This window comes from Streptomyces griseocarneus (assembly GCF_014655595.1).
GTDB lineage: Bacteria > Actinomycetota > Actinomycetes > Streptomycetales > Streptomycetaceae > Streptomyces > Streptomyces griseocarneus.
In genome coordinates this window covers 1-22,492 of sequence record NZ_BNBL01000006.1, presented here as the reverse complement: position 1 = coordinate 22,492, position 22,492 = coordinate 1, and the positions used below count along the sequence as shown (strand labels likewise).

The window sequence follows — 22,492 nt, the reverse complement described above, 5'->3', positions numbered from 1 at the left end:
TCAACTGGGCAGAGCTGCCTACAGCCCACCGGCCCGCCGCTGCGCCACAGTGAGGAACGAGGACGTTCGTCGACGGTAGGCACAGCGGAAGACACGCGGAAGACACAGCGGACGGGGGCGGGACAGATGTGTGGACACCACCCATCGCACGGCAGCGGCGGGCCCACAGTGGCCGGTGCGGCGGCAGCGACCGGAGCGTCGGCCGGCGAGACCCTGGCGCTGACCCACGCCACGCTGATCGCGGCGCCCGGCTCCCGCCCTCCCGAGCACGACAGGACCGTCCTCGTCCGCGGCGGCCGCATCCTGGCCGTGGGCCGGACCGCCGACACCGCCGTGCCGGACGGGGCACGGACGGTGGACCTCACGGGCAAGTACGTCATTCCGGGCCTGATCGACGCGCATACCCACAGCCTCGGCGTGACCGCCTTCGCCTCGCCGCTCTACCCCCTGACGGGGGTGACGACCGTCCGCGAGATGTGGGGCACGCCCGCGATCCGCGCCTGGCGGGACCGGACCGAACGCGGAGAACTGCTCGGCCCGCGCTGGGTGATCGGCAGCACCCTCGTCGACGGCACGCCCAGCCTGTGGACGAGCGACCTCTCGCCGGCGCCGGTCCTCGAGGTGGGTACGGAGGCGGAGGCGCGGGAAGCGGTGCGCCGGATCGCGGCAGACGGTTCGGGGGGCGGTTCGGCGGGCGGTTCGGCGGGCGGTTCGGCCGGCCGTTCGGGGGACTTCATCAAGGTCTACTCCCGCCTCACGCGCCCCGCTTACCTCGCCCTCGCCGGCGAGGCCCGGCGCCAGGGCATCCCGTACGCCGGCCACGTCCCCGACGCCGTCCCCGTGACCGAGGCCTCCACCGCCGGCCAGCGCACCATCGAGCACCTCCACCCCCTGGCGCTGTCGGCATCCGGCCGCGAGGAGGAGCTCCGGCAGGCCCTCTCCGCCGTCCGGGTCGACCCGGACGAGCCAAGCTCGGCCCGGCGCTTCCGTAACTGGCAGCAGGAAATCCACCGCCTGGAGTCGGCGGCCGTACGCTCCTACGACCCCGACCGCGCCCGGCGCGCCTTCGACGTCCTCGCCCGCAACGGCACGTACGTCACCCCCACCCTCGGGATGCACCACGCCCTCGAACGCACGGACGCGCTGCCGGACCGGGAGGAGGAGTGGAGGTACCTCCCGGCCTGGCTCACCAGCGGCTGGCGGCAACAGCTGACGGACATCACCGGCACCCGCACCCCGCAGCAGACCGCCCGCGCCCACGAACTCGACGACCACCGCCCGCGCCTGGTCGACGCCCTGCGACGCAGCGGCGTCCCCCTCCTCGCCGGCACCGACTCCGGCGCCCCCTACCTGGTCCCCGGCTTCGCCCTGCACGCCGAACTGCGCCGCCTGGTCGCCGCCGGCCTCACCCCGGCCCATGCCCTGCGGGCCGCGACGGTCGAGGCGGCGGCCGCCCTCGGCCAGGGCTCGGTCCTGGGCGCGATCGCCCCCGGCCGGGCCGCGGACCTGGTGGTCCTGAACGCGGACCCCCTGACCGACATCGGCAACACACGACGCGTGGAGGCGGTGGTCACCCGCGGGCGACTGATCGACAAGGAGGAGCGGGAACGCCTCCTCGAGGCCCTGGCGAAGGCGGCGGCCGCCGCCTAGCGCTCCTGCCCGCGCGTACGGTCCTCGCGGCGCTTGTCATCGCGCTGCGGGGCCTTGGCCGGGACCGCCCGGGTCTGGTTCTGGGCCTGGGCCTGCGAGGGGACGGAGTTGGTCCTCGCCGCGCCGGGCGTCCTCGGCTCGGCCGCCGCCTCGCGACCACCGACCTTGTTGCGCAACGCCTCGATGCTGCTCTGCCCGGCGACGCTGCGGACCTCGCGGGACTGGTCCCTGCCCTGTTCCTTGCCCTGTTCCTTCTGCTGCCCCTGCTCCTGCTTCTGCGGGTTGTCGTACGTCCGGTGCGTGACCTTCCCGTTCTCGTCCCGCTGCCAGCTCTCCACACGCTCCGCCCCGCTCTGTGCGTTCGGGGTGAAGTAGCGGTCGACCTCCTGGACGGCAGGGTGCTTGTGGATCAACGCCTCGGCGTTGTCGGCACAGATGCTGTACGGGCTGTCCTCTTTGCTGAACATGAAGTCGACGACTTCGCTGTTCACCCAGCGGCCGCCGAGCTCCTTCGAGACGTCCTCGCCCCGCTCGGCCTTCTCCTCCGCCTCTATGTAGGGCTCCTGCCAACGCCCCATGACACGCTCGCGGGAGACGTCGGCGGTGGTCTCGACATCGACGACGTGGATGGTGTAGCCGGCTTCGGTGAGGCTCTGGGCGATCCGGTCGGGCTTGTCACGGCCTGCGAGGGTGCCGTCGATGACGACGTTCTCACCGGCCGCTATCGCCTGGGCCTGCGCCTGTTCCGCGAGACGGACGGACTCGTCATGCACCAGAGGAGCCAGCTCGCGCGGATAGAACCGCTCACCGCTCTCGCGCACGCTCTCCGGGACCAGGTCCTGGAACGTTCCGTCGTCCAGCGCTTGCCGAAGGAGGTTGTCCTTGAACTCGTCCGGGTCGATGACCCGCCAGCCTTCGGGACTCAGGCGCTCCTGCACGCTTTCCCGCGCCGACGTCTTGCCCGCACCCGGCGGACCGGCCGTCATGATGGCAATTTTGTCCTTGCCGGGGTTGGGTACCTGGTTCTTCCAGTCGTTCAGAATCCTGTCGTGGAGAGCACGGCGCTCCTGGGTGGGTCGCTGCTTGGTGCCCGTGTGAACAAACCACTTGGGGTTGTTGATCGAGGCTGTCGGAGCCTTGGCCCCGAGCCACTTGTCCTTTTCAGCCTGTCGCAGCGCCTGGCGGTGCGCCTCTACCTTGTCGGCATCCACTGGTTCTTCCCCCCGACCGCGCTCTTACTGGTACCGCAGCGCATAACGCTGCAGAATCACTTCGTACGTGTCGTCGTCGATGTACGACAGATTGGCCGCCTTCTCCACTTCGTCGAAGCTGCCAGGTGTGAACGACGCGTAGTCGTCGTGCAGTCCTTCAGTGATGGGCTGGGCCTGCACGTAGGGCCAAGTGGCCAGTGTCTCGATCAGCTCCTCGCGACTGATCTCACCAGCGGCATAGCGCATGATGACGTGCTCGGGGCTACGGCCGGGACGGCCGGGCAACGCGGGGGCGAGCTGCCGCGCTTTCTCGATCAGCTCGGCAGCGTTCGTCGGGTGCAGGCCGATCGCCCGTCCGACCTCGTTCAGGTCCTCCCCGGCCTCGACGGCGGCCAGCGCCGCCAGGGCGAGGCGTTCGTGGGCAAGGGCCGTACGTGCCCTGTTGCCCGCCAGAACAGCCTGCTCGGACTTGTAGGCCTCACGAGCCTGCTCAAGATGCGTGGACATGGTTCCTCCGGTGAATGCCTGTGGTCACGGACGTCAGCGCTCCTGACCGCGAGCGCGATCCTGACGGCGCTTGTCGTCGCGCTGCTGCGCGGCCTGCTGGGTTCCGCGCTGCGCCTGGGGCTGATTCTTCCCCTGCCCCTGCGACTGCTGCGCGGAAGCCCTGCCGCCGGCGACCGTCCTCGGCTCCGTCTCCCGGCCGCCGACCTTGTTGCGCAGCGCATCGATCCTCGACTGCCCGGCGACGCTCCGCGCTTCCTTCGACTGCTCTTTCGACTGTTCCTTGGTCTGCGAGTTCTCGTAGGCCTTGTGGGTGACCTTGCCGCTCGCGTCCCGCTGCCAGCTCTCGACGCGCTCGGGGGCGGCCTTGGAGTGCGGCGTGTAGTAGCGGTCCACTTCCTTGACCGCGGCATGGTTCTGGATCAGCTTCTCGGCGTTGTCGGCGGATATCGCCCGGCCGTCGTTGCCGTTCGGGTACATGTACCCGACGACCTCGTTGGGCACCCAGCGGCCGCCGAGCTCCTTCGAGGTGTCCTGGCCGTTCTCGGCCTTCTCCAGGACTTCCTCGTACGGCTCCTGCCAACGACCGTTGACGCGCTCCTGTGCGACGTCCTTGGACGTCTCCACGTCCACGACGTGGACCGTGTAGCCGGCCTCGTCGAGCATGCCGACGAGGTCGTTCGACCACTGTTCGTTGGCGAGGGTGCCGTCGATGACGACGTTCTCGCCGGCCTGGAGCGCTTGCGCCTGGGCCTCCATGGCGAGCATGCCGGACTCGTCGTGCACCAGGGCGGCCAGCTCGCGCGGGTAGAACTGCTCGCCGGGCTGCCCCATGCCCTCCGGGACCAGCTTGCTGAACGAGCCGTCCTTCAGGGCCTGCTCGAGCAGCTTGTCCTTGAACGCGTCAGGGTCGACCTGCCGCCAGCCTTCGGAGCTCAGGCGCTCCTGTACGCCCGGCAGAACCGACGACTTGCCGGCGCCGGGCGGCCCGGCGGTGACAATCGCGATCTTGTCCTTGCCGGGATTGGGAACCTTGTTCTTCCAATCGGCAAGGATCTCCTTGTGAACGGCGCGCCGGGCCTTGGTGGGGATCAGCTCGCCATTGGCGCGAGTGAACCATTCCGGATTGTTGGTCGTCGCCGTCGGGGCCTTGAGGCCGATCTTCCCGTCACGGGCGGCCTTCTCCAGCGCTTCGCGGTGCGCTTCGACCTTCTCGGGATCCACGGTATGTGCCTGCCCTTGCCGTTACTGCTGCGGGCCGGCGGCGAAGCGCTCGACGATCGTGTCGAACGCGTCGTCGTCGATGTAGCCCTGGTAGACCGCCGACCGGACGTCGTCGAAACTCCCCGACACCCGCGGCCGGAAGTCGTTCAGCAGGTTCTCGGCGATCGGCCCGGCCGGCGCGTAGGGCCAGGTGGACAGGGTCTCGATCATCTCGTCGCGGCTGATCTCGCCCGCCGCGTACCGCATGACGACGTGCTGGGGGCTGCGGCCGGGACGGCCGGGGAGGGGCGACGCCAGCCGGCGGGCCTCCTCGACCAGCTCGGCGACGTTCGTGGCGTGCAGCCCGATGGCGCTGCCGATCGCGTCCAGGCTCTCGCCCGCCTCGGCGGCGGCCAGGGCCGCCAGCGCCTTCCGCTCGTGGGCCAGGGTCTCCCGGGCCTTGTTGGCCGCCTGGATGCGCCGCTCGGCCTCGTAGGCCTCGCGGGCCTGGTCAAGGTACGCGGACATGGTTCCTCCAAGTTGTTGCTGTACGAGTGGTCACGTCACCGCGGTTGCGGTACCGGCTGCGGCAGCAGGCCGCGGTCCGTGACCGGCAGCGGGCGCGCCGCCGTGTGGCCGGTGTTGCGGCAGGCGTTGGGGACCGCCCGGCTGACGCGGCCCAGCGTGTCCCACAGGCTGCGGTCGTGCCAGTAACCGGACTGGTCGCCCGTGCCCTCGGCCCGCTCGTCGGCGAGCATCGCGGCCTTCCAGGACGAGTGGAGCCCGGCCAGCTCCTCGATCGCCCCGCCGTGCTGCGGCCAGCAGACGGCTATCTGGTTCTCGCCCTTGAGCTGGTAGTAGTTCTGCAGCCAGTCGACCCAGTCGGCGAGTTCCGTCCACTCGGCGGCCGTGGCGCGCACCGCCCACGGGCGCGCCACGGGCGTTTCCTCGCCGTCCGTGCCGCCGCCCTGCGGCAGCGGGACGCCGCCGCTCGCGCCGGGTCCGCCCGTGCCGCCGGTGAGTTCGTCGATCTGCTCCTGCAGGCCGGCGATCAGGCCCTCGAGCCGCTGGGCGCGGTCGTAGTCCTGGTCGGCGATCTGTCCGACGAGCTCGACCACCTCGATCAGCTGGGCCTCGAGGCCGCCGATCGTCACTTCCTCGCTCACAGCTGCTTCTCCATGGGGAAGGGCGGTACGGGGGGCCCGGGGGGTACGGGAGGTGCCGAGGCCGGCGCCTGTGGGATCACCGGCGCGGCCTGGGCCCCGTACAGCCGCTTCGACTCCTCGATGATCGCGCCCTGGTCGGTCTCCCAGTACGGCTCCGCCTCGATGACCATCGGGCGTATGCCGTGCATCATGATCACCATCCGCCGCTCCGGCAGGGCCGCCAGGTCGGCGACGGACAGGATGTCCTCGCGGCGGGTGGTCTCGGAGGTCGACTGGGTGCCGACGAACGAGCGGCTGTCCTTGTTGCGGGTGAGCTGCGGGGCCTCCCACTGGCCGACGAGGTCGGAGACCTTCTTCAGCAGGCCGTCGGTGTCGGACGAGCCGCCGCCGTAGGTCTTGCAGGCGGCCGCGTCCCACAGGGTCTTCATGCCGAACTCGCCGAAGGTGTCCACGCCCTGGGCCCAGGACTGCAGCCAGGCCATGACGATGATGCCCTTGGAGCGGTAGTGGGTGTAGAGGTCGGGCAGCTGGCTCCAGCGGCAGGTGTTGGCGACCTCGTCGAGGGCGGCCAGCAGCGGCGGGTTGAGCCGTCCGCCCGGAGACTTCTCCGACGTCCGGTCGGCGGTGGTGAGGATCGCGGCGGACAGGGCGGTGGTCAGCGGGGCCGCCGAGCCGACGCCCTTGCGGGAGAGGAGGTAGATGGTGTCGGTGGACAGCACGAACTCGTCCGGGCGGAACTCGCGGCGCGTGGCCAGCTCCTCCGGCCTGCAGGTCACCCAGCGGGTGATCTGGTCGTTCGTCAGCCAGCGGACGAAGATCTCGGCGGTTGCGAAGATCGACTCACGGGTCTTGTCCGGCAGCCGCCGCATCGTCTCCAGGCCGGTCGCGGCGACCGCGGCGCCGTGGGCGCGCAGGATGTCGTCGGGTTCGGTGTTCTGCGAGTCGGCGAGCCAGAGGTAGACGTTCGTCATCTGCTGCCCGTCCAGCGCGGCGGCCAGCAGGCACCAGCTCAGCAGCTGCTGGCCCTTGGGGTCGAAGAAGCCGTCGGAGCGGGCCTTGGCCTCGGCGTCCTTGCCCGCGTCGACCAGGGTGCTCATCAGCTCTTCGGCGTCCGAGAGGGTACGGATCTGGCGCAGCGGGTTCCACCACCAGCTCGCCGGTTCCTCGGCGATCTGCTGCGGGTCGAAGACCCAGGTGTTGCCCTTGTAGGAGCGGGCGAGGCGGGTGAGGGTGACGATGTCGTTCTTGTTGGAGGAGGCCACGCAGGCGCCCGGGGCGCTGAGGATCGAGGGGATGACCTGCGCCACGGACTTGTGACGGCCGGGGCCGGCAATGGTCAGGTGGAGGTACTCCCACGGCGCGTAGACGCGCTGCCCGGTCGTCACGGACCGGCCCATGCGGATGCCGGGCTCGGTGGTGTCGATCTGCAGGCGCTGGGCCGTGCGCTCGGCGGCGGCCTGGAGGGCGACCTGGTCGCGGCGGGTGGTCATGCGGCGGGCGGCGTCGTCGTTGGACTTCTTCGACACGCCGGCGCGCCAGCCCTGCCGTACCCCCCGTACGACCGCCAGGGCGATGCCGGCCACCACGGCCAGCTCGAGGAGGACGATCACCGTGGCGGCGGTCGTCCACTGCCAGTCGCCGGTGGCCAGACCGAACAGCGGCGCGAAGGGGCCCACGGCCTCCCAGGTGCCGGTGGCCCACCACTGGGCGCCGACCAGGGCGACGTAGCTGCCGCCGATGAGCAGCAGGAGGGCTCCGACGCCGGCGAGGGCGAGGGCCGGGCCGGAGCTGTTCTGGCCGGGGCCGCGCGTGTTCAGCGGGCTCATCGCTTCGCCCCCGCTCCGGACATGCCCCTGAGGCCGTCGGCCGGCTCGTCGTCGTCGGCGATGCGGTTGGCCCAGCGCTCGTTGGTGTCGTTGAGCTTGATCTCGGCCTGGGTGAGCGCGGTCTGGATCGGGATGCCGGCATTGGCACCGGCCTTGACCAGGAACTTTCCTCGGCCGGGCGGCGGCATCTCCTTGCCGGTCTTGTTGTCGATGCCCGGCGGGATGGACCACTCGACGATGAGCTCGCGCTCGCGGCTGGAGAGCGGGACGATCGCGTTCAGCGAGTCCATCTCCGCGCGCGGCAGGCCGCCCAGGAAGACCATGCCGCTTCGCTCGACGAAGCCCTTGGCCTTCTCGCGGTCCTCCGGGTTGGGCAGGGAGAGCAGGTCGGCGGTGGAGTGGGTGGTCATCGACTGGCCGATGCCGATCTGGCGGTTGAGTCGGGTGAGCTCGTCGACGCGGTCGACGAGGCCGACGCCGGCCCGCAGGATGCGCCAGAGCTCGTCCAGGACGAGGAAGAAGTTCCGGCGCGGTTCCAGCCCGGCCGCGGTGAGCCGGTCGTGGGCCTCGATGGAGGCGAACGCCTCCGCCCAGCAGGTCAGCAGGACGGCGCCCTCGAGCGTCTTCTCGCTGGCGGGGATGGACGACAGGTCGATGGACACCGGCCGGTCCAGCGAGAGGCGCTCGCTGGTCTGGCGGTTGAAGGTGTTGGCGAGGGGGCCCTCGACCAGCGACATCAGCGACTTGAGCAGCGGCTCGATGGCGAGGCGGTACTTGTCGTCGTTGCCGTCGGCCAGCACCATGCGGCGCAGCGCCTCCGGGCCGTCCTTCAGCAGCTGCGCCAGGTCGCCCAGGATCGGCGGGCGGCCGAGGTCGGTGTCGTCGAGCAGCTCGATGGCGCGGCCGAGCAGGGCCTCCTCGTCACCGGTGATCAGCGACTTGCGGACGATGGCGATGAGGGCCGCGACCATGGTGGAGCGGCGGCCGGTGGCCTCCTGCAGGAGGCTGTGCCGGGCGCTGCCGACGAGCCGGGACGCGGCCGAGCCCATCTCGCCCAGGTCCAGCGGGTTGAGCGCGCCCATGCCGCGGCCGAGCTGGATGACCTGGCCGCCGAGCGCGCGCATCAGGGCGGTGTACTCGCCCTTGGTGTCGCCGGGTACGAGCGAGACGGTGCCCCGGAAGTCCAGCCCGACGATCATGCGCCGGTTGATCGTGGACTTGCCCAGACCGGGCTTGGCCAGCGTGAACATCGACGGGTTGGAGATCAGGTTGGCCCGCTCGAACCACGCGATGGGGTCGCAGCACAGGGTCGCGCCGGTGATGATGTTGCGGCCCAGGGGCACCCCCACCATGGGGGTGCCCGCGCCGACGACGTACGGCCACAGGCCGCACACCTGACGGCTGGTGCCGCGGTATTCGGTGGGCACGTCCAGGTAGGAGACCCGCCCACCGCCCGGCCCCTGCATGCCGCGGCTGCCGATGCGGGGCACCTGGCCCCAGTTGCGGCCGCTCAGCACCGGGCCGCCGGCCGTTCCGGCGGAGCCGTCTCCGGCCACCTCGTCGGACTTCTTCGAGCGCCGGAACATCAGCGCACTCCCCCTTACGTACGTACGAACCAGTTGTCGGGCCCGGGACGGGTCACTTGAGCGTCTTGGGCAGCTTCATCGCCACGTGCTCCGGCAGGATCACGCCGATCGGCAGGGCGGCGAGGAATCCCGCGTCCTGGCTGCCCCAGGCGTAGCGCAGGGCGATGCGGGCGGGCGCCGAGAGGTTCTCGACGGCCACCTCGGCGGCCTGCATCCGGTTCTTGCCGCCGCCCTCGCCGCCCTGCCCGTCCGCCTCGTCGTCGTTGTCGAGCACGGTGGCCGTGACGACCAGGCCGAAGAGGGTCAGACCCGCGCCGCGGGCCTCCTCCTGACGGGTCTGGGCGGCGGCGATGTACTCGGCCTCGGCGTGGGCCTGGCCGTTGCGGGTCGTCTCCGTGCGGCTGCGGGCCGCGCGGAAGTCCCGGTCGGCGATGGTGGCGGCCTCGGCCGGCGAGTGCGGGCGGTAGATGAGGCTGACCCGCTTGCGGTCGATGTCGCCGTGGGCGGAGAGCAGGTTGCGCAGCACGTCGGAGAAGACCTCGCCGCGCGGCGCCTCGCCCATCATCCAGGTGACGCTGGTGGCGCCGTCGTGCCAGTACGACTTGGACCTGGCGACGTGCGTCGTCGGCCCGGCCTGCGACCAGGTCAGCCCCGAGTCGCGGCCGGCGGCGCGCGCCTGGTCGATGAGCTGGGAGACCCCCGGCTCGTACGCCGTGCGCACGACCTCGGCGATCTCCGTCGCCGACAGCGGCGCGCACGCCCCGGCGCCCGTGGTGGCCAGGCGCGCGGTCAGCGACGGCAGGCGGCGGCCGATCTCGACGGCCATGTCACTGGCGGCCCGCTTGCTGCGGCCGATCGCCGAGGAGGCGTCGTACACCAGCGAGAGGTAGGTGTTGATGGTCGGCGAGCCGGACGGGTAGTCGCGGTCGATGTCGGCCATCACCTGGCGGGCGAGCCGCGAAGCGGTGTCCGAGGCCTGGTGGGTGATCTCGTTGTGCAGCTTCTCGCCGCTGTCCGGGGCCACCTCGACGACGACCTGGAAGCCGACCAGGCTGGGCTCGCCGCTCATGGTGCGCATGAACTGGCCCCAGTTGGCGACCCAGGAGTCGATGTCGCCCTGGTCGACGAGGCTGCCGCCCTGGGAGCTGCAGGCGATGGTGACCGCGTAGTGCTCCACGTCGTGGTAGTGGATCATCCCGAAGGGACGGCCGAGGCCGTCCGTGGCCTCGTACATGTCACTGGCCATCGCCAGGCCCGGCAGCAGCGACTTGCCGCCGGGGACCTTGGAGAGCACTCCGGAGCGGTACACGTTCTGACCTTTCATCACTCCCACGCCCCACGCGAGGCGCGAATACATCAGCGTGCCCAGGTGCCGCCCGTACCGGTCGCGGATGGCGAGCGGTGCGAGCACCACGACACCCACGAGCGCCACCAGGCCGGCGAGCATGAAGTCGAGCGGCGCCAGGGTGCCCGCGATGGCGAGAAACACGAACAGCACCGCGGTGGGGACGAGCCCCAGGCCGCCGAGGCCGGCGGAGCGAGGCCGCCGGAAGTTGCCATAAGTGCGAAGTTGCTGCACTTCAGGACCCACTTGGGCCTCCATCCAGTTCCTGATGCAGACCGGCTGCGGAATCGTTCAGGCCGTTGATCATCTGGGCCTTGGCGGTGTCGACCGCCTTCTTGGCGACGACGGCCGCCGCACCGACCGGACCGGCCGCGGCACCCGCACCGGCACTGGCCGCAGCGCCTGCGCCCGCACCGGCACCCGCACCCGCACCTGCGCCGGCGGCCGCGCCGCCACCGGCAGCAGCACCCGCACCGGCGCCGGCACCAGCGCCCGCACCTCCGGCGGCGCCACCGGCGGATCCGCCCGCGGCACCCGAGACGTTGCCGCCGAGACCACCGCCGCCCGAGATGCCGGACGACCCTCCGGACAGACCGGCCTGGCCCGCGCCACTCGGCGAGCCTCCGCCGGACGACGCCTGGCCACCGGACGGGGACGACGAGGAGCCCGAGGGGCCCTTGCCGGAAGAGCTCGAGGGGCTGCTGTCGCCGCCGCCACCGCCACCGCCGAAGCCGCCGCCACCGGCCATGGCGACACCGGCCGGCTGGAAGAGCTTGAGCAGCGCGGGCAGAACGGCCACGGCACCGGCCAGCAGGACGAAGCCCGTGATGCCGGACCCGAGGTCCTTGTCGACGCCCGAGCCCAGGAGCCGGTACGCGGCCGCGTAGATGGTCGCGGCGGCGGGCTTGAGGCACAGGAAGGCCAGCACCCACGTCAGCCAGCGGCTCAGCCAGCGCGAGCCCATGCTGGTGAACGCGGTCGCTGCCGGGATCGCGATGGTGCCGGCGAGCAGCACCAGGATGGCGGCGCGGAAGTACATGAGGATGAGCTGCAGCAGGGACGCGCAGACACAGACGATCACCAGCAGCAGCGGCACGACCGGCCCGCCGAGAGCACCGGACAGTCCGCCGATAGCCGCGACAGCCGCGCCCAGTTTCGCGTCGGCGTCCCCGCCGAGCGACTCCTTGATGATCCACTTGCTGTAGGCGTCACCCGCCTCGATGGCCAGCTGCACGCCCAGGGTGAAGGTGCCGTTGAGCAGCACCAGCTTGACCATGCCCTGGCCGATGTTGCGCAGTTGGTCACCGGCTCCCCGGAGCTCGATCGCCATCTTGACTCCGGCGAACGTCAGGGACATCACGGTGAGGATGAGGGTGAGCCACAGGGTGTGATCAGCCAGCCACTTGGCCACATCGGCGGCCCCGGTCGGGTTGATGGGCTTTCCCTCGCCGTCCGTCGAGGCCACACCGGGAGTCGGGGCGTAGACCCAGAACGAGGTCATGGCGGCGACGATCTTGCCGAGGCCCGCGGCGAACATCTTCAGCAGGTCTTCGACGAAGCCGCCGACCACGCCGCCGACGGCGTCGGTGACCGTGTCGGCAGCGTCACTGACGACCTCCTTGACCTTCTTGCAGCCGGACTCGACGTACTTCCAGTCGCAAGGATTAAGACTCGGCATCACAGCCCCCTGAACTGGGTGTAGCCAGTCATGTCACTGATGGAGTTGATCGATGACGTCAGATGGCCGTCGTCGGCGGGAACCACCTTCCAGTCCCCGTCCGCCCAGCGCACCGTCACCTGGAAGACCTTCAGCGTGCGGCCGGCCGCCTCGCCGTTGACCAGGGACACGACCGCGGTCTCCGCGGTGTACGTCACCACCTGGAATCCGGCGAGCTGCGCCAGGTCACCGGTGGGAACGGGCTGCGTGATCTGCTTCGCGCCTTCCAGCAGCTTGTCGCGGCCGGGACCGGGGAGCAGCATCTCCTTCATCGGCTTGCTGTCCGGCAGCGCGACGATGCTGCGGTAGTAGCCGTTGATGGACGCCATCAGCGCACCGCGCGGTGTGTGCGCGTAACAGCTGGCTGTCAGGCCGTCGAACTTCATAGGCCCCGCGCTCTTCGAGCGCGGCAGCACCGCGGAGTTGACGATCTCCCAGGTGACATCCTTGGGAGCCACCGTGGGCACCTTGGAGTCGGTGTCCGTGGGTGCGCAGCTGCCATCCGCGGGCTTCTGCGGCGCGGACGACGAACCGTTGCCGCCCCCGGAAGCAGGCGGTGCCGGAGTGGCGGACGCCCCCGAAGCGGCGCTGTTGCCACCCTTGGCGTCGTCGTCATCCGTGACGACCACGAACACGCCGAGCACAACCACCAACAAGATGAACACGGCGCTTGTGATGAACAGGCCGCCGCCGAGTTTTCCCCGGTCCTGCCCGTCTTTCCTGTCAGCCATCTGAACTCCCCCTGGGCGTCACTTACGCCAGCAGCGCGTTGGCCAGGGCGGACGCGGCCGAGATGACGATGCTGCCGCCGCAGGCGCCGCCCAGCGCCTTCATCGCACGGGACGAGCCGTGGCCCGAGAAGTAGGCCCAGCACAGGATCGCGCCGGAGATCACGAACGCGACACCGGCGGCCCAGGCCGCGAGGAAGGTGATCCAGGAACCGATGGTGTTGATCTTGTTGCAGGCGCCGGGCGGGCAGGTGCCGAGAGCCAGGGCGATCTTGTCGTTCAACGCTTTCCTTCCGAGGTCGGGTGGGTGGCGGGCCAGGCGGCCAGGCGGGTCGCCGGGTCCGGTGGAGGCAGTACGGCCTCGTCGGCCGCGGGCGGCGCGGTGCGCGCCGGGGGCGCCGAAGTCGGTGGGTACTGGTGCTGCTGGGGGTGCGCCTGCTGCACGGGCGGCATCGGCTGCGGTACGTACACGGCCGGCGCGGGCTGCGCCGGGGGCGCGGCCGGGCCGGGCTGTACGGGCTGAGCCTGGTGGGCCTGCTGAGGCTGTTGCGGCTGCTGAGTCTGCTGCACCGGCTGGCCCTGATACATGGGCTGCGGCTGGTGTGCCGAGTGCGACGCATGTTGCTGCGGCCCCGGCTGGGGCAAGTAGTAGTCACCGGGGACGGCTTGGTGCGCCACCGGCTGCGCGGGCACCGGCGCAGGGGACGGCATCGGCCCGGGCGCGTGCCCGGCCGAGGGGCCGACGGGGCGCTCGGTGGCCGACGGGCCGGGCGGCAGGGCCAGGGTGATGTGCGGCGGCGGGAGCTGCAGCAACGTTTGTTCAAGGACTTCGAGTTCCTTGACGCGCTTGCGCGCCTTGCCGCCCTCGCGCCATTCCTCGACCCACGGCACTTCCCAGCTCTGCGGGACGGCGCCGGTCAGCACGCGTATGCGGTCGCGGACCGAACGCGGCGGCTTGGTCGGCGCGTCGGCCATGAGCACCAGGCCCACGACGTTCGTGCTCGCCGGGGCCTGACCCGAGTGCCACTCCTGCAACGCGGCCTGAGCGGCGGCGAGTCCGTGTGCGTCCGCCCGGGCGACCAGCACGATGTGCACGCCCGACACGGCGCCGTGGATGTCCGGCCACCGCCGCTGAGCGTCGCCGCCACCCCCGATGGTGCGCAGCAGCGTGGAGACCCCGGCACCCCCGTGCACGCCGAGCGCCCACCAGAGCACGCCCTGAGCAGGCGGCATCGGCAGCGTGCCGAGCTGCACCTGCGGAGCCTGAACGGAACCGAGCTGACGCCGGCTCGGAACCGGCGGCGGAACCGCCGGACCGGTCACCTGGTGTGCGGCGGGCTGGTGCTGCGGCACGGGCTCGGACTCGGCGGTCGCCTGTGGTGTGACCCAAAGGTTCGGTATCTCGTCCGCCATCCCCGTTTTCCCCCTCTCCGCGGTCACCAGGCTGGATCGCGGAGGTTTACAGTACCTGAGCAGTCGTCAATGTGTGCCATAAATTCGAACAGCAGCGAACAGTACTTGATAGCGTGCGATCTTCCCGGCCAGGAGATCGCCCGGGGGGAGGGTTGGGTGGAGCGACCGAGTGCCTACGGAGATCCGCTGGCAAAGTATCCGGACGTCATGAAGCCCCGAGAGGTTGCAGATGTTCTGCGAGTCGAGGCTTCGACCCTGGTCAGGTGGTTAGGGGACAACCACATCCCAGGGTTCCAAATCGGACCAAAGCAGGAATGGCGGATCTGGCGGGAAGAGTTGCGCGAATACCTGCATTCGCACCGCAACACCCCTCAGCAATTCGAACAATTTAAGCAAGTCGACTAAATACACCTAGATGACATGGCATTCGAACGGGGGGTCGTGAGGATGCGTCTGCGCCGTAAGGCTCGGGCGGGCTGGGCCATAGTGCTGAGCCTGGTTCTGGCCGGCTGTGGAGTGGGCGGCGGTGGCGGCTGGGGAAGCATCGGTGGCGGTCTGAAGGACGGCTCGGTGCCACCCCAGTACGTCTCATGGATATTGAAGGCCGGGGCTATCTGTCCTCAGATACCCCCGGCCATCATCGCCGCCCAGATCGAAGCCGAGAGCAACTGGAACCCCAAAGCCGTGTCGCCGGCCAACGCCAAGGGACTGAGCCAGTTCATCCCCGGCACCTGGGCCACCTACGGCGTCGACGGCGACGGCGACCACATAGCCGACCCGTTCAACCCGTTCGACGCGATCATGTCGCAAGGGACGTACGACTGCGTCATCGCCAAGGATCTCGCGGACGACGTCGCCAGCGGCAGGGTCAAGGGCGACATCGTCTCGGTCACGCTCGCCGGCTACAACGCCGGTCCCGGTGCGGTGACTGAGCACCACGGCATCCCGCCCTACCGCGAGACCCAGAGCTACGTGGCCGCCATTCTCAAGAGTGCCGCGAAATACCAGGGATCCCTCAGCGGTGGCGGAAACGTTCCTTCGGGCGGTGGTGTCGGAGGCAGCATCGTCGCCGCCGCGCGCCGGGGCCTCGGTCTCCCCTACATCTGGGGCGGCGGCGGAAGCCACGGACCCACCGGCGGCGGCTTCGACTGCTCCGGACTCACCCAGTACGCGGTCTTCGCCGGCACCGGTGGACGCGTCGAGATTCCGCGTACCTCGCAGACCCAGCGCGGCGCCGGGCATTCCATACCCTCCACCCCCCAAGCGATGCAGCCGGGTGACGTCATCGTCATCAACAACGACGGCAACTGGGGCCATGTCGGCCTCTACATCGGCCGCGGGCAGATGATCCATGCCCCCAGGCCCGGCAAGACGGTCGAGATCGTCGACCTGGACCCGTACTGGACACAGTTCCCGTGGGATGTCAGGAGAATGGCATGAGCAAACGATCCCGTTGGGCCGTGGTCGCGACCAGCACCGCCATGGCCGTCGCATTGACCGCCTGCGGAAGCGACAACTCCCCCAAGGATTCCGGCGCCACCGCCAAACCCTCCCCTCCCCCGCCCACCGCGCGTCCCAACGCCACCTACTCCCCGCCCAAGCCCCTCCCCAAGGGCAAGGAGGGCACCCCCAAGGCGGGCCTGCCCCAGGGCGTGGACGAGAAGGACGCCACCGCCGTCGCCGAGGCGATCGCGGTGACCGACTGGACCTTCGACACCGACCTCGACTCCAGCCCCTCCGACGCCCAGCGCCGCACCATGCCATGGCTGGCCGACTCCCTCGCCAAGGACGTTGCGAACGCACAACCGCTGGCCCAGCCCGATGCCGCCTGGCGGAAGATGGCCGAGCACCACGGCTACACCGTCGCCACCGCCAAACGCGCGTACGACGACCAGCAGATGGACCTCGACACCGAGGCCTACCGCCAGTTCGAGGTCACCGTGAAGACGCTCGGCCGGGACGACTGGAAGGGCCCGACCGACACCTGGGTGCAGTGGATCCACCTGACCCGCACCGACAAAGACCAACCGTGGAAAGCCGACACGATGCGAGTGGCCAAGTGACGACCGGCACCGATCCCAGCACCGTCCCCGACTGGCCCGCTCCCGTCGTACGCCTCACCGGCCAGGGCACCGTCGAGGTCGACGGGGCCGTACTGCCCCTGCCGCCGGGTCTCGACGGCGCCGATGCCCGTCAGTGGGCGGTCAAGAACGTCGCCGAGCGCTATGCCCGCCTCGGCCGCGCGATCAGGGTGACGGCCATCGAGGCCGACGGCACCACCTTTCCTCTGATCGTGCACCCCGACGGAACCGTCGAGGCACTGCCCGTCGAGGCCGCGGGCGGCCGGCGCGGCAAGCGCCGACCCCGCCCGGCAGCGTCGGGTGCCAAGGGCGCCGCTCCCCGGGGCGGAAAGAGCGCACCGGGCGCAAAGGGTGCCAACGGCCCGGGCCAGGGCGGAAAGTCGCAGACCAAGGGTCTGATCGCGGCAGGCGCCTTCCTGGGCGTCATCGTGCTCGGCGCAGTCGTCGTCTTCACGGGCGGCGGCGGTGATCCCGCCTCCGCCCCGCACTCCGTCGCCACCACCCCCTCCGCCAAGCCGACACCTCCCCCGCCGGCCAACCTTCCGCGCCCGGCCCCCGACGGCTGGACGACGCGGGCCGCCTGGGCCGTGAAGATCAGCGGTCAGATCAGTCCGGCGGTCGACGAGGACGGCACGATCGCCGCGGTCACCGACAAGGGCCGGCTCGTCATCCTCGACGGGGCCTCCGGAGTGACCAAGTGGTCCGCGGACGTCCCCAACGACGGCTCCGGAAGCCTGGTCTTCACCCGGATCGACGGCTGGCGCGTCGTCGCCGTCTCCACCGGTCAGGCCCTGCACTACTGGGTCGTCGACGGCGATGAGCACGCCCACCACAGCGTCAACATCCCCAACTCCGGCACCGTGACGTTCCTGGGCCCCTCCCCTCTGATCTCGCTGCGCGACGCCACGGCCGCCGTCATCGCCGACGGCAAGATCCAGAACGTCGACCTGCCCGTACGCACCACCGCGCTGGCCGCCGACCAGCAGACGGTCCTTGCTGCCGACCCCTCCGGCCACTGGTGGCGCCTGGCCCCCGGCAAGCAGCCGGACAAGGGCCTGGAGATGAAGTCCCCCGAGGACAAGGCCCAGCTCAACACCGTGCTCGGCGTGGACGGCGGCCGGCTGGTCGGTGTCTGGAAGAAGGGCGACACCACCTGGGCCACCGCCTACGACGCCACCACGGGCAAGCCCCTGGCCACCGGCAAGGCCGCGAAGGACCCCGGCACACTGACCGTGCGCTCCGCCGGCCCGCTCGTCGCCGTCGGCCCGCTCCTGCTCGACACCCAGCGCGGCAGCAGCCGCGAGGTCACCGGCGCGACCCCCAAGAGCGCCACCGCCGGACGCATCTACGCCCTCGACCAGCAGCAGCGCTGGCACACCCTGACCACGGGCGCCGACGTCGTGATGACCAGCAAGGAGGTGGCCATCCCGCTGGGGGTGTCCGCCAAGCGCGCCCTCGTCGTCGCCGACAAGCTCGGGGAGAAGCTGCTGTACGCGCTCACCCCCAGCACCGGCGGAGAGCAGCAGCCCGCCCCGGACGGCTCAGGACAGGTCGTGGTACCCGAACCCCCTGGTCAGGGCTCGTCCTGACCAGACAGTGGAGGGACCAGGCGGAGGAAGACTGCTCGGGCTACTTCCGCCGGTCCTTGCCGTCCGCCTTCGCACCGAAGGCGCTGATTATCTTGACGACGGTCGGGTCCATCTTCTTCTCCCCCTTCTCCCCCTTCTCTCCCTTCGCGTGCGTGGAGGCGACCGAGTAGACGATGGTGCGGGAGAGGTCACGGGTGGCGGCGAAGCCGCTCAGGTAGCCGAAGCGGCCACCCGTCTTGCCCCACACGACCGTGCCGTCGGGGAGCTTGTCGGTGCTCAGACCGCTGGAGTACCTCGCCTCCGCCGTGTCGTCGCCGTACACGGGCACCCTGGGCACCGTGAACATCAGCTCCAGCTCGGGCCGCGGGACGATGCGCCCGCTGAAGAGGGCGGTGGTGAAGCGCTCCAGGTCCGGGGCGGTGGTGACGAGGTCACCGGAGGCCCAGGTCACCGACTGGTTCCAGGCGGTGACGTCGACCAGCGCGCCCTTGTCCTGCTGGTAGCCGTGCAGGTGCCGGCCGTGGATGCGGGGGTCGTTGCCGGGGCTGTACGTGTCCTTGAGCCCCGCGCGGTTGATGACCCGGTCCCGTACCTCCTGCTCGTACGAGTGGCCCGTCACCTTCTCGATCAGCAGACCGAGCACGTTGTAGCCGATGTTGGAGTAGTGCTGACGCTTGCCCGGCGTGAACTCCATGGGCTTGTGGAAACCGCGCTGCACCATCGCGCGGTGGTCCCATGTCGTGTACCGGCCCTTGAGCTGCTCGGCGAAGTCGCTCTGGTCGTCATCGGCGCTCGGCAGGCCGCTGGTGTAGTTCAACAGGTGTCTGACCTGCACGTCCGGGTAGCCGGCGGGCAGCAGGCCCGGCAGGTAATGCTGCACGGTCCCGTCCAGGTCCACCTTCCGCTCGTGGACCAGCTGCAGCACGACCGCCGCCGTGAACGCCTTCGTGACACTGCCGGCACGGAAACGCTCATCACCCTTCGCCGCGCGCTCCGTACGGACGTCGGTCACGCCCGAGGTGGCCTGCCATCTGCCGTCCTCCCCGCCGAGCCGGACGTGAGCGGCAGTGGCGGTGTCCGCATCCGGCAGGCCCGCTATGGCCTCCCGCATCGCCTTCCGTACGGCCTCGGTGGGGGCGGACACCCTCGAAGACGACGACGGCGAAACGCTCTGCGAAGAACCCTGCGGAGAACTCTGCGCAGAGCCGTGCGCAGGGCCCTGCGGAACGGCTGCGACGGCCGGAGCGGCCACCCCGACGCACAGAGCGGCGACGGCGGTCGCGATCACCGCGATCGCAGGACGGCAGTAATAATAGCGCTGGTGATGACGACGGTGATGCATGACGGCTTCCCCCGGAACTCGAGCGGATCACTGCTGACGTGATCCATCCTGGATTCCGGCACGCTCCGGCGAATCGCCGACGCGAGTGGTCTTGTCAACCGCCGTACTCCCCCGCACGAGGGAGTCGCCTAGCGCACACCCGGCGCGATCAGCCCGCTTTCGTACGCGCAGATGACCGCCTGGATACGGTCCCGCAGGCCCAGCTTCGACAGCACGTTGCTCACGTGCGTCTTCACCGTGTGCTCGCTGACCACCATCTCGGCGGCGATCTCCGCGTTCGACAGCCCCCGCCCGAGCAGGACGAGCGTCTCGCGCTCACGAGCGGTCAGCGCCCCCAGGTCCGGCCCCGCGCCCACCTGGCCACGGCTGGTGAAATCCGCGACCAGGCGCCGTGCCACCGAGGGCGCCAGCAGCGAGTCACCGGCGACCACCACCCGTACCGCGTGCACCAGATCATCCCGGCGCACGTCCTTGAGCAGGAAGCCGCTGGCCCCCGCGTGCAGCGCCTCGTAGACGTAGTCGTCCTGGTCGAAGGTGGTCAGCATGACGACCTTCGTGCCCGACTCCGCGCACACCACGCGGGCCGCCTCGATGCCGTCCATCCGGGGCATCCGGATGTCGAGCAGGACCACGTCGGGCGCGTGCCGCCGCACGGCCTCCACGGCCTCGATGCCGTCACCGGCCTCGGCCACCACCTCGATGTCGGGCTGCGCCCCCAGGATCATCGCGAAGCCCCCACGCACCAGCTCCTGGTCGTCCGCCACCACCACACGGATCGTCAACTCCCCACCTCCGTCGGCGAGGAGATCACGACCGGCAGCCCGACCGCAACGCGGTACCCGCGGCCGTCCGGGCCGGGACCGGCCGTCGCCGTCCCGCCGTGGGCCGCGGCGCGCTCCCGGATGCCGATCAGTCCCCGTCCGCTTCCGGCGACGGACGACGGGCCGCGCGTGGCTGCCGGGCCCTCCCCGTCGTTCTCCACCTCGACGGTCAGACGACCGGGCGTCCAGGTGAGACGTACGGCCACCAAGGTGGCGTCGGCATGCTTGAGTACGTTCGTCAGCGCCTCCTGAACCACCCGATACACCGTCACCTGGGCATCGGCCGCGAGGGGCTGGGACGGGCCGTGTGCGGCGAGGGTGACGGCCAGGCCGGTGCGCCGCACGTCGGCGACCAGGTCCTCGAGACCCGCGAGTGTCGGCTGCGGGGTACGGGCGGCCGGGCCCGGCTCCTCCTTCAGCACCCCCAGCATCCGCCGCAGCTGCACCATCGCGTCGCGGCCGGCGCCCGCTATGGCGTCGAAGGCCGCCTCAGCCCGGTCGGGATCCGACCGTACGACCAGGGGGCCGGCCTCCGCCTGGACGATCATCAGGCTGACGGCATGGGAGAGAACATCGTGCATCTCGCGCGCGATCCGGGCCCGTTCCCGCTCGGCCGCCCGTTCCACCTCCGCCTGCCGCGCCTTCTCCAGCTCGGCCGCGCGCAACTCCACCGCCTCGGTGTACGCCTGGCGGGTACGGGCGAGCACGCCGAGGACGTAGACCATGCTGAAGAGGAAGAAGGCGAAGAGGTACTCGCGCGCGGTGTTCGTACGGAACGCCACGGCCAGGGCGACGAGCGGGAGACCGAGTACCACCGTGATCCGCCGCTGCCACAACCCCGCCTGAGCGGCGACGGTGAAGAGCGCCACGAGCGGGCTGTAGGGCATGGGCTGCCCGGGCCCGTGAAACGGGAGGTAGGCGATGCCCGCCGCCGTGATCAACAGCAGGGCGGTGAGCGGCGCGCGGCTGCGCCACAGGAGCGGCAGGACGGACAGGGACGTCATCGCGTACGACGACCAGGTGGCGGGCGGTACGTCCGCCGAGCGCGGCACGACGAACGGGATCGTCACCGCAGCCTGGACGACGCCGGTGATGATCGCGTCGATGGTCCGGGGACTGGCCTCACGGAGTCTGTGTATGAGGGACGCGGGCACGGTGTTTTTCTCTCTCCAGGGACGGGCATGTGGGTGCGCGTGAGCGATGGCGAACCGGTGGTGGTGACGGCGCTGGATGCGGAGACGGCGGCATCCGTTCTCCCAGGGGATCTGCGCGAGCGGCTCGGGGAATTCACCGAGTGGGGTGGCTCCACGGAACGGGAAGGGTCGGCGGGGCTGGCCCGAGCCGACCTTCTCATCACCGGGTGGGGAAGTCCGGCCCTGACCGGAGAATTTCTCGCGGCGGCACCTCGGCTCCGCGCGGTATTCCATGCCGCGGGTTCGGTCAAATGGCTGGTCACACCGGCGGTTTGGGAACGGGGCATCGTCGTCTCGTCGGCTGCCGAAGCCAATGCGGGACCAGTGAGCGATTATGCCTTCGCTTTGATCACTCTCGCCGCGAAGAGGGCTCTCGCCACAGTCGCCGCTTATGCCACGCACGGCCGCGACGGCTGGCCCGACAGCCGCGAACGTCGCGGTGGCGACGGTCTGACGGTCGGCGTCATCGGGGCCTCGCGCATCGGCCGGCGCGTGATGGACCGGCTACGGGCGTCGGATGCCGGGTACCGGATTCTGCTGCACGACCCCTACGCGGCGGGCTCCGTGGACCTCGAGACGCTGTGCGGAAACAGCGCGATCATTACGCTCCACGCGCCCGAACTCCCCGAAACGCGGCACCTGCTGAACGCCGAACGCCTTGCCCTCATTCCGGACGGTGGCACGGTCATCAATACGGCACGGGGCTCACTCATCGATACGGACGCCCTGACCCGCGAATGCGCTTCGGGCCGGCTGGACGCCTTCCTGGACGTCACCGAACCCGAACCGCTGGAACGTGGACATCAGCTGTTGAGCCTGCCCAACGTGATGGTCACGCCGCATATCGCGGGAGCGCAGGGAGGCGAGGTACGCCGGCTCGGAGCGTGGGTGGTGGAGGAAATCGAGCGCTGGGTGCGGGGATTGCCGCTGTCGGGACGGGTGGAGAGAAGTGAACTCCACCGGCTGGCCTGAGATTTCAGAAAAAGGCTCTGAACGCAAAAATGCCGTAGGCCCCGAACCATTCCTGGTCCAGGGCCTACGGCTAAAAACAGTTCGGCGGCGTCCTACTCTCCCACAGGGTCCCCCCTGCAGTACCATCGGCGCTGAAAGGCTTAGC

General features: G+C 70.4%; 21 protein-coding genes and 1 rRNA gene. 6 read left to right on the top strand and 16 right to left on the bottom strand.

Annotated features, from left to right (window positions below; translation table 11 throughout):
* Positions 1–126: 126 nt before the first annotated feature.
* Positions 127–1,650, top strand: a complete 1,524-nt coding sequence (locus IE295_RS16645; protein WP_190064444.1) for an amidohydrolase family protein — start codon at positions 127–129, stop codon at positions 1,648–1,650.
* Here IE295_RS16645 and IE295_RS16640 read toward each other — a convergent pair.
* From IE295_RS16640 to IE295_RS16585, 12 genes are read right to left on the bottom strand one after another with little or no spacing between them, the layout of a single operon-like run.
* The gene (locus IE295_RS16640) at positions 1,647–2,861 is read right to left on the bottom strand and encodes a zeta toxin family protein (protein WP_190064443.1); all 1,215 of its coding nucleotides are present in this window, start codon (positions 2,859–2,861) and stop codon (positions 1,647–1,649) included. The genes IE295_RS16645 and IE295_RS16640 overlap by 4 nt on opposite strands.
* A 24-nt stretch (positions 2,862–2,885) precedes the next feature.
* Positions 2,886–3,368, bottom strand: coding sequence for a hypothetical protein (locus IE295_RS16635; RefSeq protein WP_190064442.1), 483 nt, complete (start codon positions 3,366–3,368; stop codon positions 2,886–2,888).
* A gap of 33 nt (positions 3,369–3,401) precedes the next feature.
* Entirely contained in the window at positions 3,402–4,589 is a 1,188-nt protein-coding gene (locus IE295_RS16630; RefSeq protein ID WP_190064441.1) for a zeta toxin family protein, read from the bottom strand.
* A 21-nt stretch (positions 4,590–4,610) separates the two neighbouring features.
* A complete protein-coding gene (locus IE295_RS16625; protein ID WP_190064440.1) occupies positions 4,611–5,096 on the bottom strand; it encodes a hypothetical protein in 486 nt (161 codons plus the stop codon).
* A gap of 35 nt (positions 5,097–5,131) precedes the next feature.
* Complete coding sequence (locus tag IE295_RS16620) at positions 5,132–5,734, bottom strand: hypothetical protein (RefSeq protein WP_190064439.1); 603 nt, start codon at positions 5,732–5,734, stop codon at positions 5,132–5,134.
* Positions 5,731–7,560 carry a type IV secretory system conjugative DNA transfer family protein gene (locus IE295_RS16615; RefSeq protein ID WP_190064438.1) on the bottom strand — a complete coding sequence of 610 codons (1,830 nt, stop codon included), beginning with the start codon at positions 7,558–7,560 and terminating at the stop codon, positions 5,731–5,733. Before IE295_RS16615 ends, IE295_RS16620 begins: the two co-directional genes overlap by 4 nt.
* Positions 7,557–9,146 (bottom strand): putative type IV secretion/conjugal transfer ATPase, encoded by a 1,590-nt coding sequence (locus IE295_RS16610; RefSeq protein WP_224323639.1) that lies wholly within the window; start codon positions 9,144–9,146, stop codon positions 7,557–7,559. The genes IE295_RS16615 and IE295_RS16610 overlap by 4 nt, the downstream gene beginning before the upstream one ends.
* A 52-nt stretch (positions 9,147–9,198) precedes the next feature.
* The gene (locus IE295_RS16605; protein ID WP_190064437.1) at positions 9,199–10,737 is read right to left on the bottom strand and encodes an SCO6880 family protein; all 1,539 of its coding nucleotides are present in this window, start codon (positions 10,735–10,737) and stop codon (positions 9,199–9,201) included.
* The gene (locus IE295_RS16600) at positions 10,727–12,169 is read right to left on the bottom strand and encodes a hypothetical protein (protein ID WP_190064436.1); all 1,443 of its coding nucleotides are present in this window, start codon (positions 12,167–12,169) and stop codon (positions 10,727–10,729) included. The genes IE295_RS16605 and IE295_RS16600 overlap by 11 nt, the downstream gene beginning before the upstream one ends.
* Entirely contained in the window at positions 12,169–12,939 is a 771-nt protein-coding gene (locus IE295_RS16595; RefSeq protein WP_190064435.1) for a DUF8175 domain-containg protein, read from the bottom strand. Before IE295_RS16595 ends, IE295_RS16600 begins: the two co-directional genes overlap by 1 nt.
* A gap of 22 nt (positions 12,940–12,961) precedes the next feature.
* Positions 12,962–13,219, bottom strand: coding sequence for a hypothetical protein (locus IE295_RS16590; protein WP_190064434.1), 258 nt, complete (start codon positions 13,217–13,219; stop codon positions 12,962–12,964).
* A complete protein-coding gene (locus tag IE295_RS16585) occupies positions 13,216–14,190 on the bottom strand; it encodes a DUF6668 family protein (RefSeq protein WP_190064433.1) in 975 nt (324 codons plus the stop codon). The genes IE295_RS16590 and IE295_RS16585 overlap by 4 nt, the downstream gene beginning before the upstream one ends.
* A gap of 228 nt (positions 14,191–14,418) precedes the next feature.
* Here IE295_RS16585 and IE295_RS34440 point away from each other — a divergent pair, with 228 nt between their 5' ends.
* From IE295_RS34440 to IE295_RS16565, 4 genes are read left to right on the top strand one after another with little or no spacing between them, the layout of a single operon-like run.
* Positions 14,419–14,754: a helix-turn-helix domain-containing protein gene (locus IE295_RS34440; RefSeq protein ID WP_373314165.1), complete on the top strand. Its 336-nt coding sequence runs from the start codon at positions 14,419–14,421 to the stop codon at positions 14,752–14,754.
* A 15-nt stretch (positions 14,755–14,769) separates the two neighbouring features.
* Complete coding sequence (locus IE295_RS16575) at positions 14,770–15,789, top strand: bifunctional lytic transglycosylase/C40 family peptidase (RefSeq protein WP_190064431.1); 1,020 nt, start codon at positions 14,770–14,772, stop codon at positions 15,787–15,789.
* A complete protein-coding gene (locus IE295_RS16570) occupies positions 15,786–16,412 on the top strand; it encodes a hypothetical protein (RefSeq protein WP_190064430.1) in 627 nt (208 codons plus the stop codon). Before IE295_RS16575 ends, IE295_RS16570 begins: the two co-directional genes overlap by 4 nt.
* Positions 16,409–18,019 (top strand): PQQ-binding-like beta-propeller repeat protein, encoded by a 1,611-nt coding sequence (locus tag IE295_RS16565; RefSeq protein WP_190064429.1) that lies wholly within the window; start codon positions 16,409–16,411, stop codon positions 18,017–18,019. Before IE295_RS16570 ends, IE295_RS16565 begins: the two co-directional genes overlap by 4 nt.
* 40 nt (positions 18,020–18,059) lie before the next feature.
* On the opposite strand, the gene IE295_RS16560 is transcribed toward IE295_RS16565, so the two are convergent.
* The 3 genes from IE295_RS16560 to IE295_RS16550 all read right to left on the bottom strand — a co-directional run bounded on the left by IE295_RS16560 (position 18,060) and on the right by IE295_RS16550 (position 21,336).
* A complete protein-coding gene (locus IE295_RS16560) occupies positions 18,060–19,163 on the bottom strand; it encodes a serine hydrolase domain-containing protein (protein ID WP_224323640.1) in 1,104 nt (367 codons plus the stop codon).
* A gap of 326 nt (positions 19,164–19,489) precedes the next feature.
* Positions 19,490–20,143, bottom strand: coding sequence for a response regulator (locus tag IE295_RS16555; RefSeq protein ID WP_190064427.1), 654 nt, complete (start codon positions 20,141–20,143; stop codon positions 19,490–19,492).
* Entirely contained in the window at positions 20,140–21,336 is a 1,197-nt protein-coding gene (locus IE295_RS16550; protein WP_224323641.1) for a sensor histidine kinase, read from the bottom strand. The genes IE295_RS16555 and IE295_RS16550 overlap by 4 nt, the downstream gene beginning before the upstream one ends.
* 39 nt (positions 21,337–21,375) lie before the next feature.
* Between IE295_RS16550 and IE295_RS16545 the strand changes: the two genes are divergently transcribed.
* Positions 21,376–22,347, top strand: a complete 972-nt coding sequence (locus IE295_RS16545) for a hydroxyacid dehydrogenase (protein WP_308013228.1) — start codon at positions 21,376–21,378, stop codon at positions 22,345–22,347.
* Between the two features lie 79 nt (positions 22,348–22,426).
* Here IE295_RS16545 and rrf read toward each other — a convergent pair.
* Positions 22,427–22,492 (bottom strand): 5S ribosomal RNA (rrf, locus tag IE295_RS34640); the annotation flags it as partial.

Coding starts and splice junctions, on each gene's coding strand:
- IE295_RS16575 (WP_190064431.1), top strand. CDS start 14,770: ATGGCATTCGAACGGGGGGTCGTGAGGATGCGTCTGCGCCGTAAGGCT.
- IE295_RS16610 (WP_224323639.1), bottom strand. CDS start 9,146: ATGTTCCGGCGCTCGAAGAAGTCCGACGAGGTGGCCGGAGACGGCTCC.
- IE295_RS16570 (WP_190064430.1), top strand. CDS start 15,786: ATGAGCAAACGATCCCGTTGGGCCGTGGTCGCGACCAGCACCGCCATG.
- IE295_RS16645 (WP_190064444.1), top strand. CDS start 127: ATGTGTGGACACCACCCATCGCACGGCAGCGGCGGGCCCACAGTGGCC.
- IE295_RS34440 (WP_373314165.1), top strand. CDS start 14,419: ATGTGTGCCATAAATTCGAACAGCAGCGAACAGTACTTGATAGCGTGC.
- IE295_RS16625 (WP_190064440.1), bottom strand. CDS start 5,096: ATGTCCGCGTACCTTGACCAGGCCCGCGAGGCCTACGAGGCCGAGCGG.
- IE295_RS16600 (WP_190064436.1), bottom strand. CDS start 12,169: ATGCCGAGTCTTAATCCTTGCGACTGGAAGTACGTCGAGTCCGGCTGC.
- IE295_RS16635 (WP_190064442.1), bottom strand. CDS start 3,368: ATGTCCACGCATCTTGAGCAGGCTCGTGAGGCCTACAAGTCCGAGCAG.
- IE295_RS16615 (WP_190064438.1), bottom strand. CDS start 7,560: ATGAGCCCGCTGAACACGCGCGGCCCCGGCCAGAACAGCTCCGGCCCG.
- IE295_RS16595 (WP_190064435.1), bottom strand. CDS start 12,939: ATGGCTGACAGGAAAGACGGGCAGGACCGGGGAAAACTCGGCGGCGGC.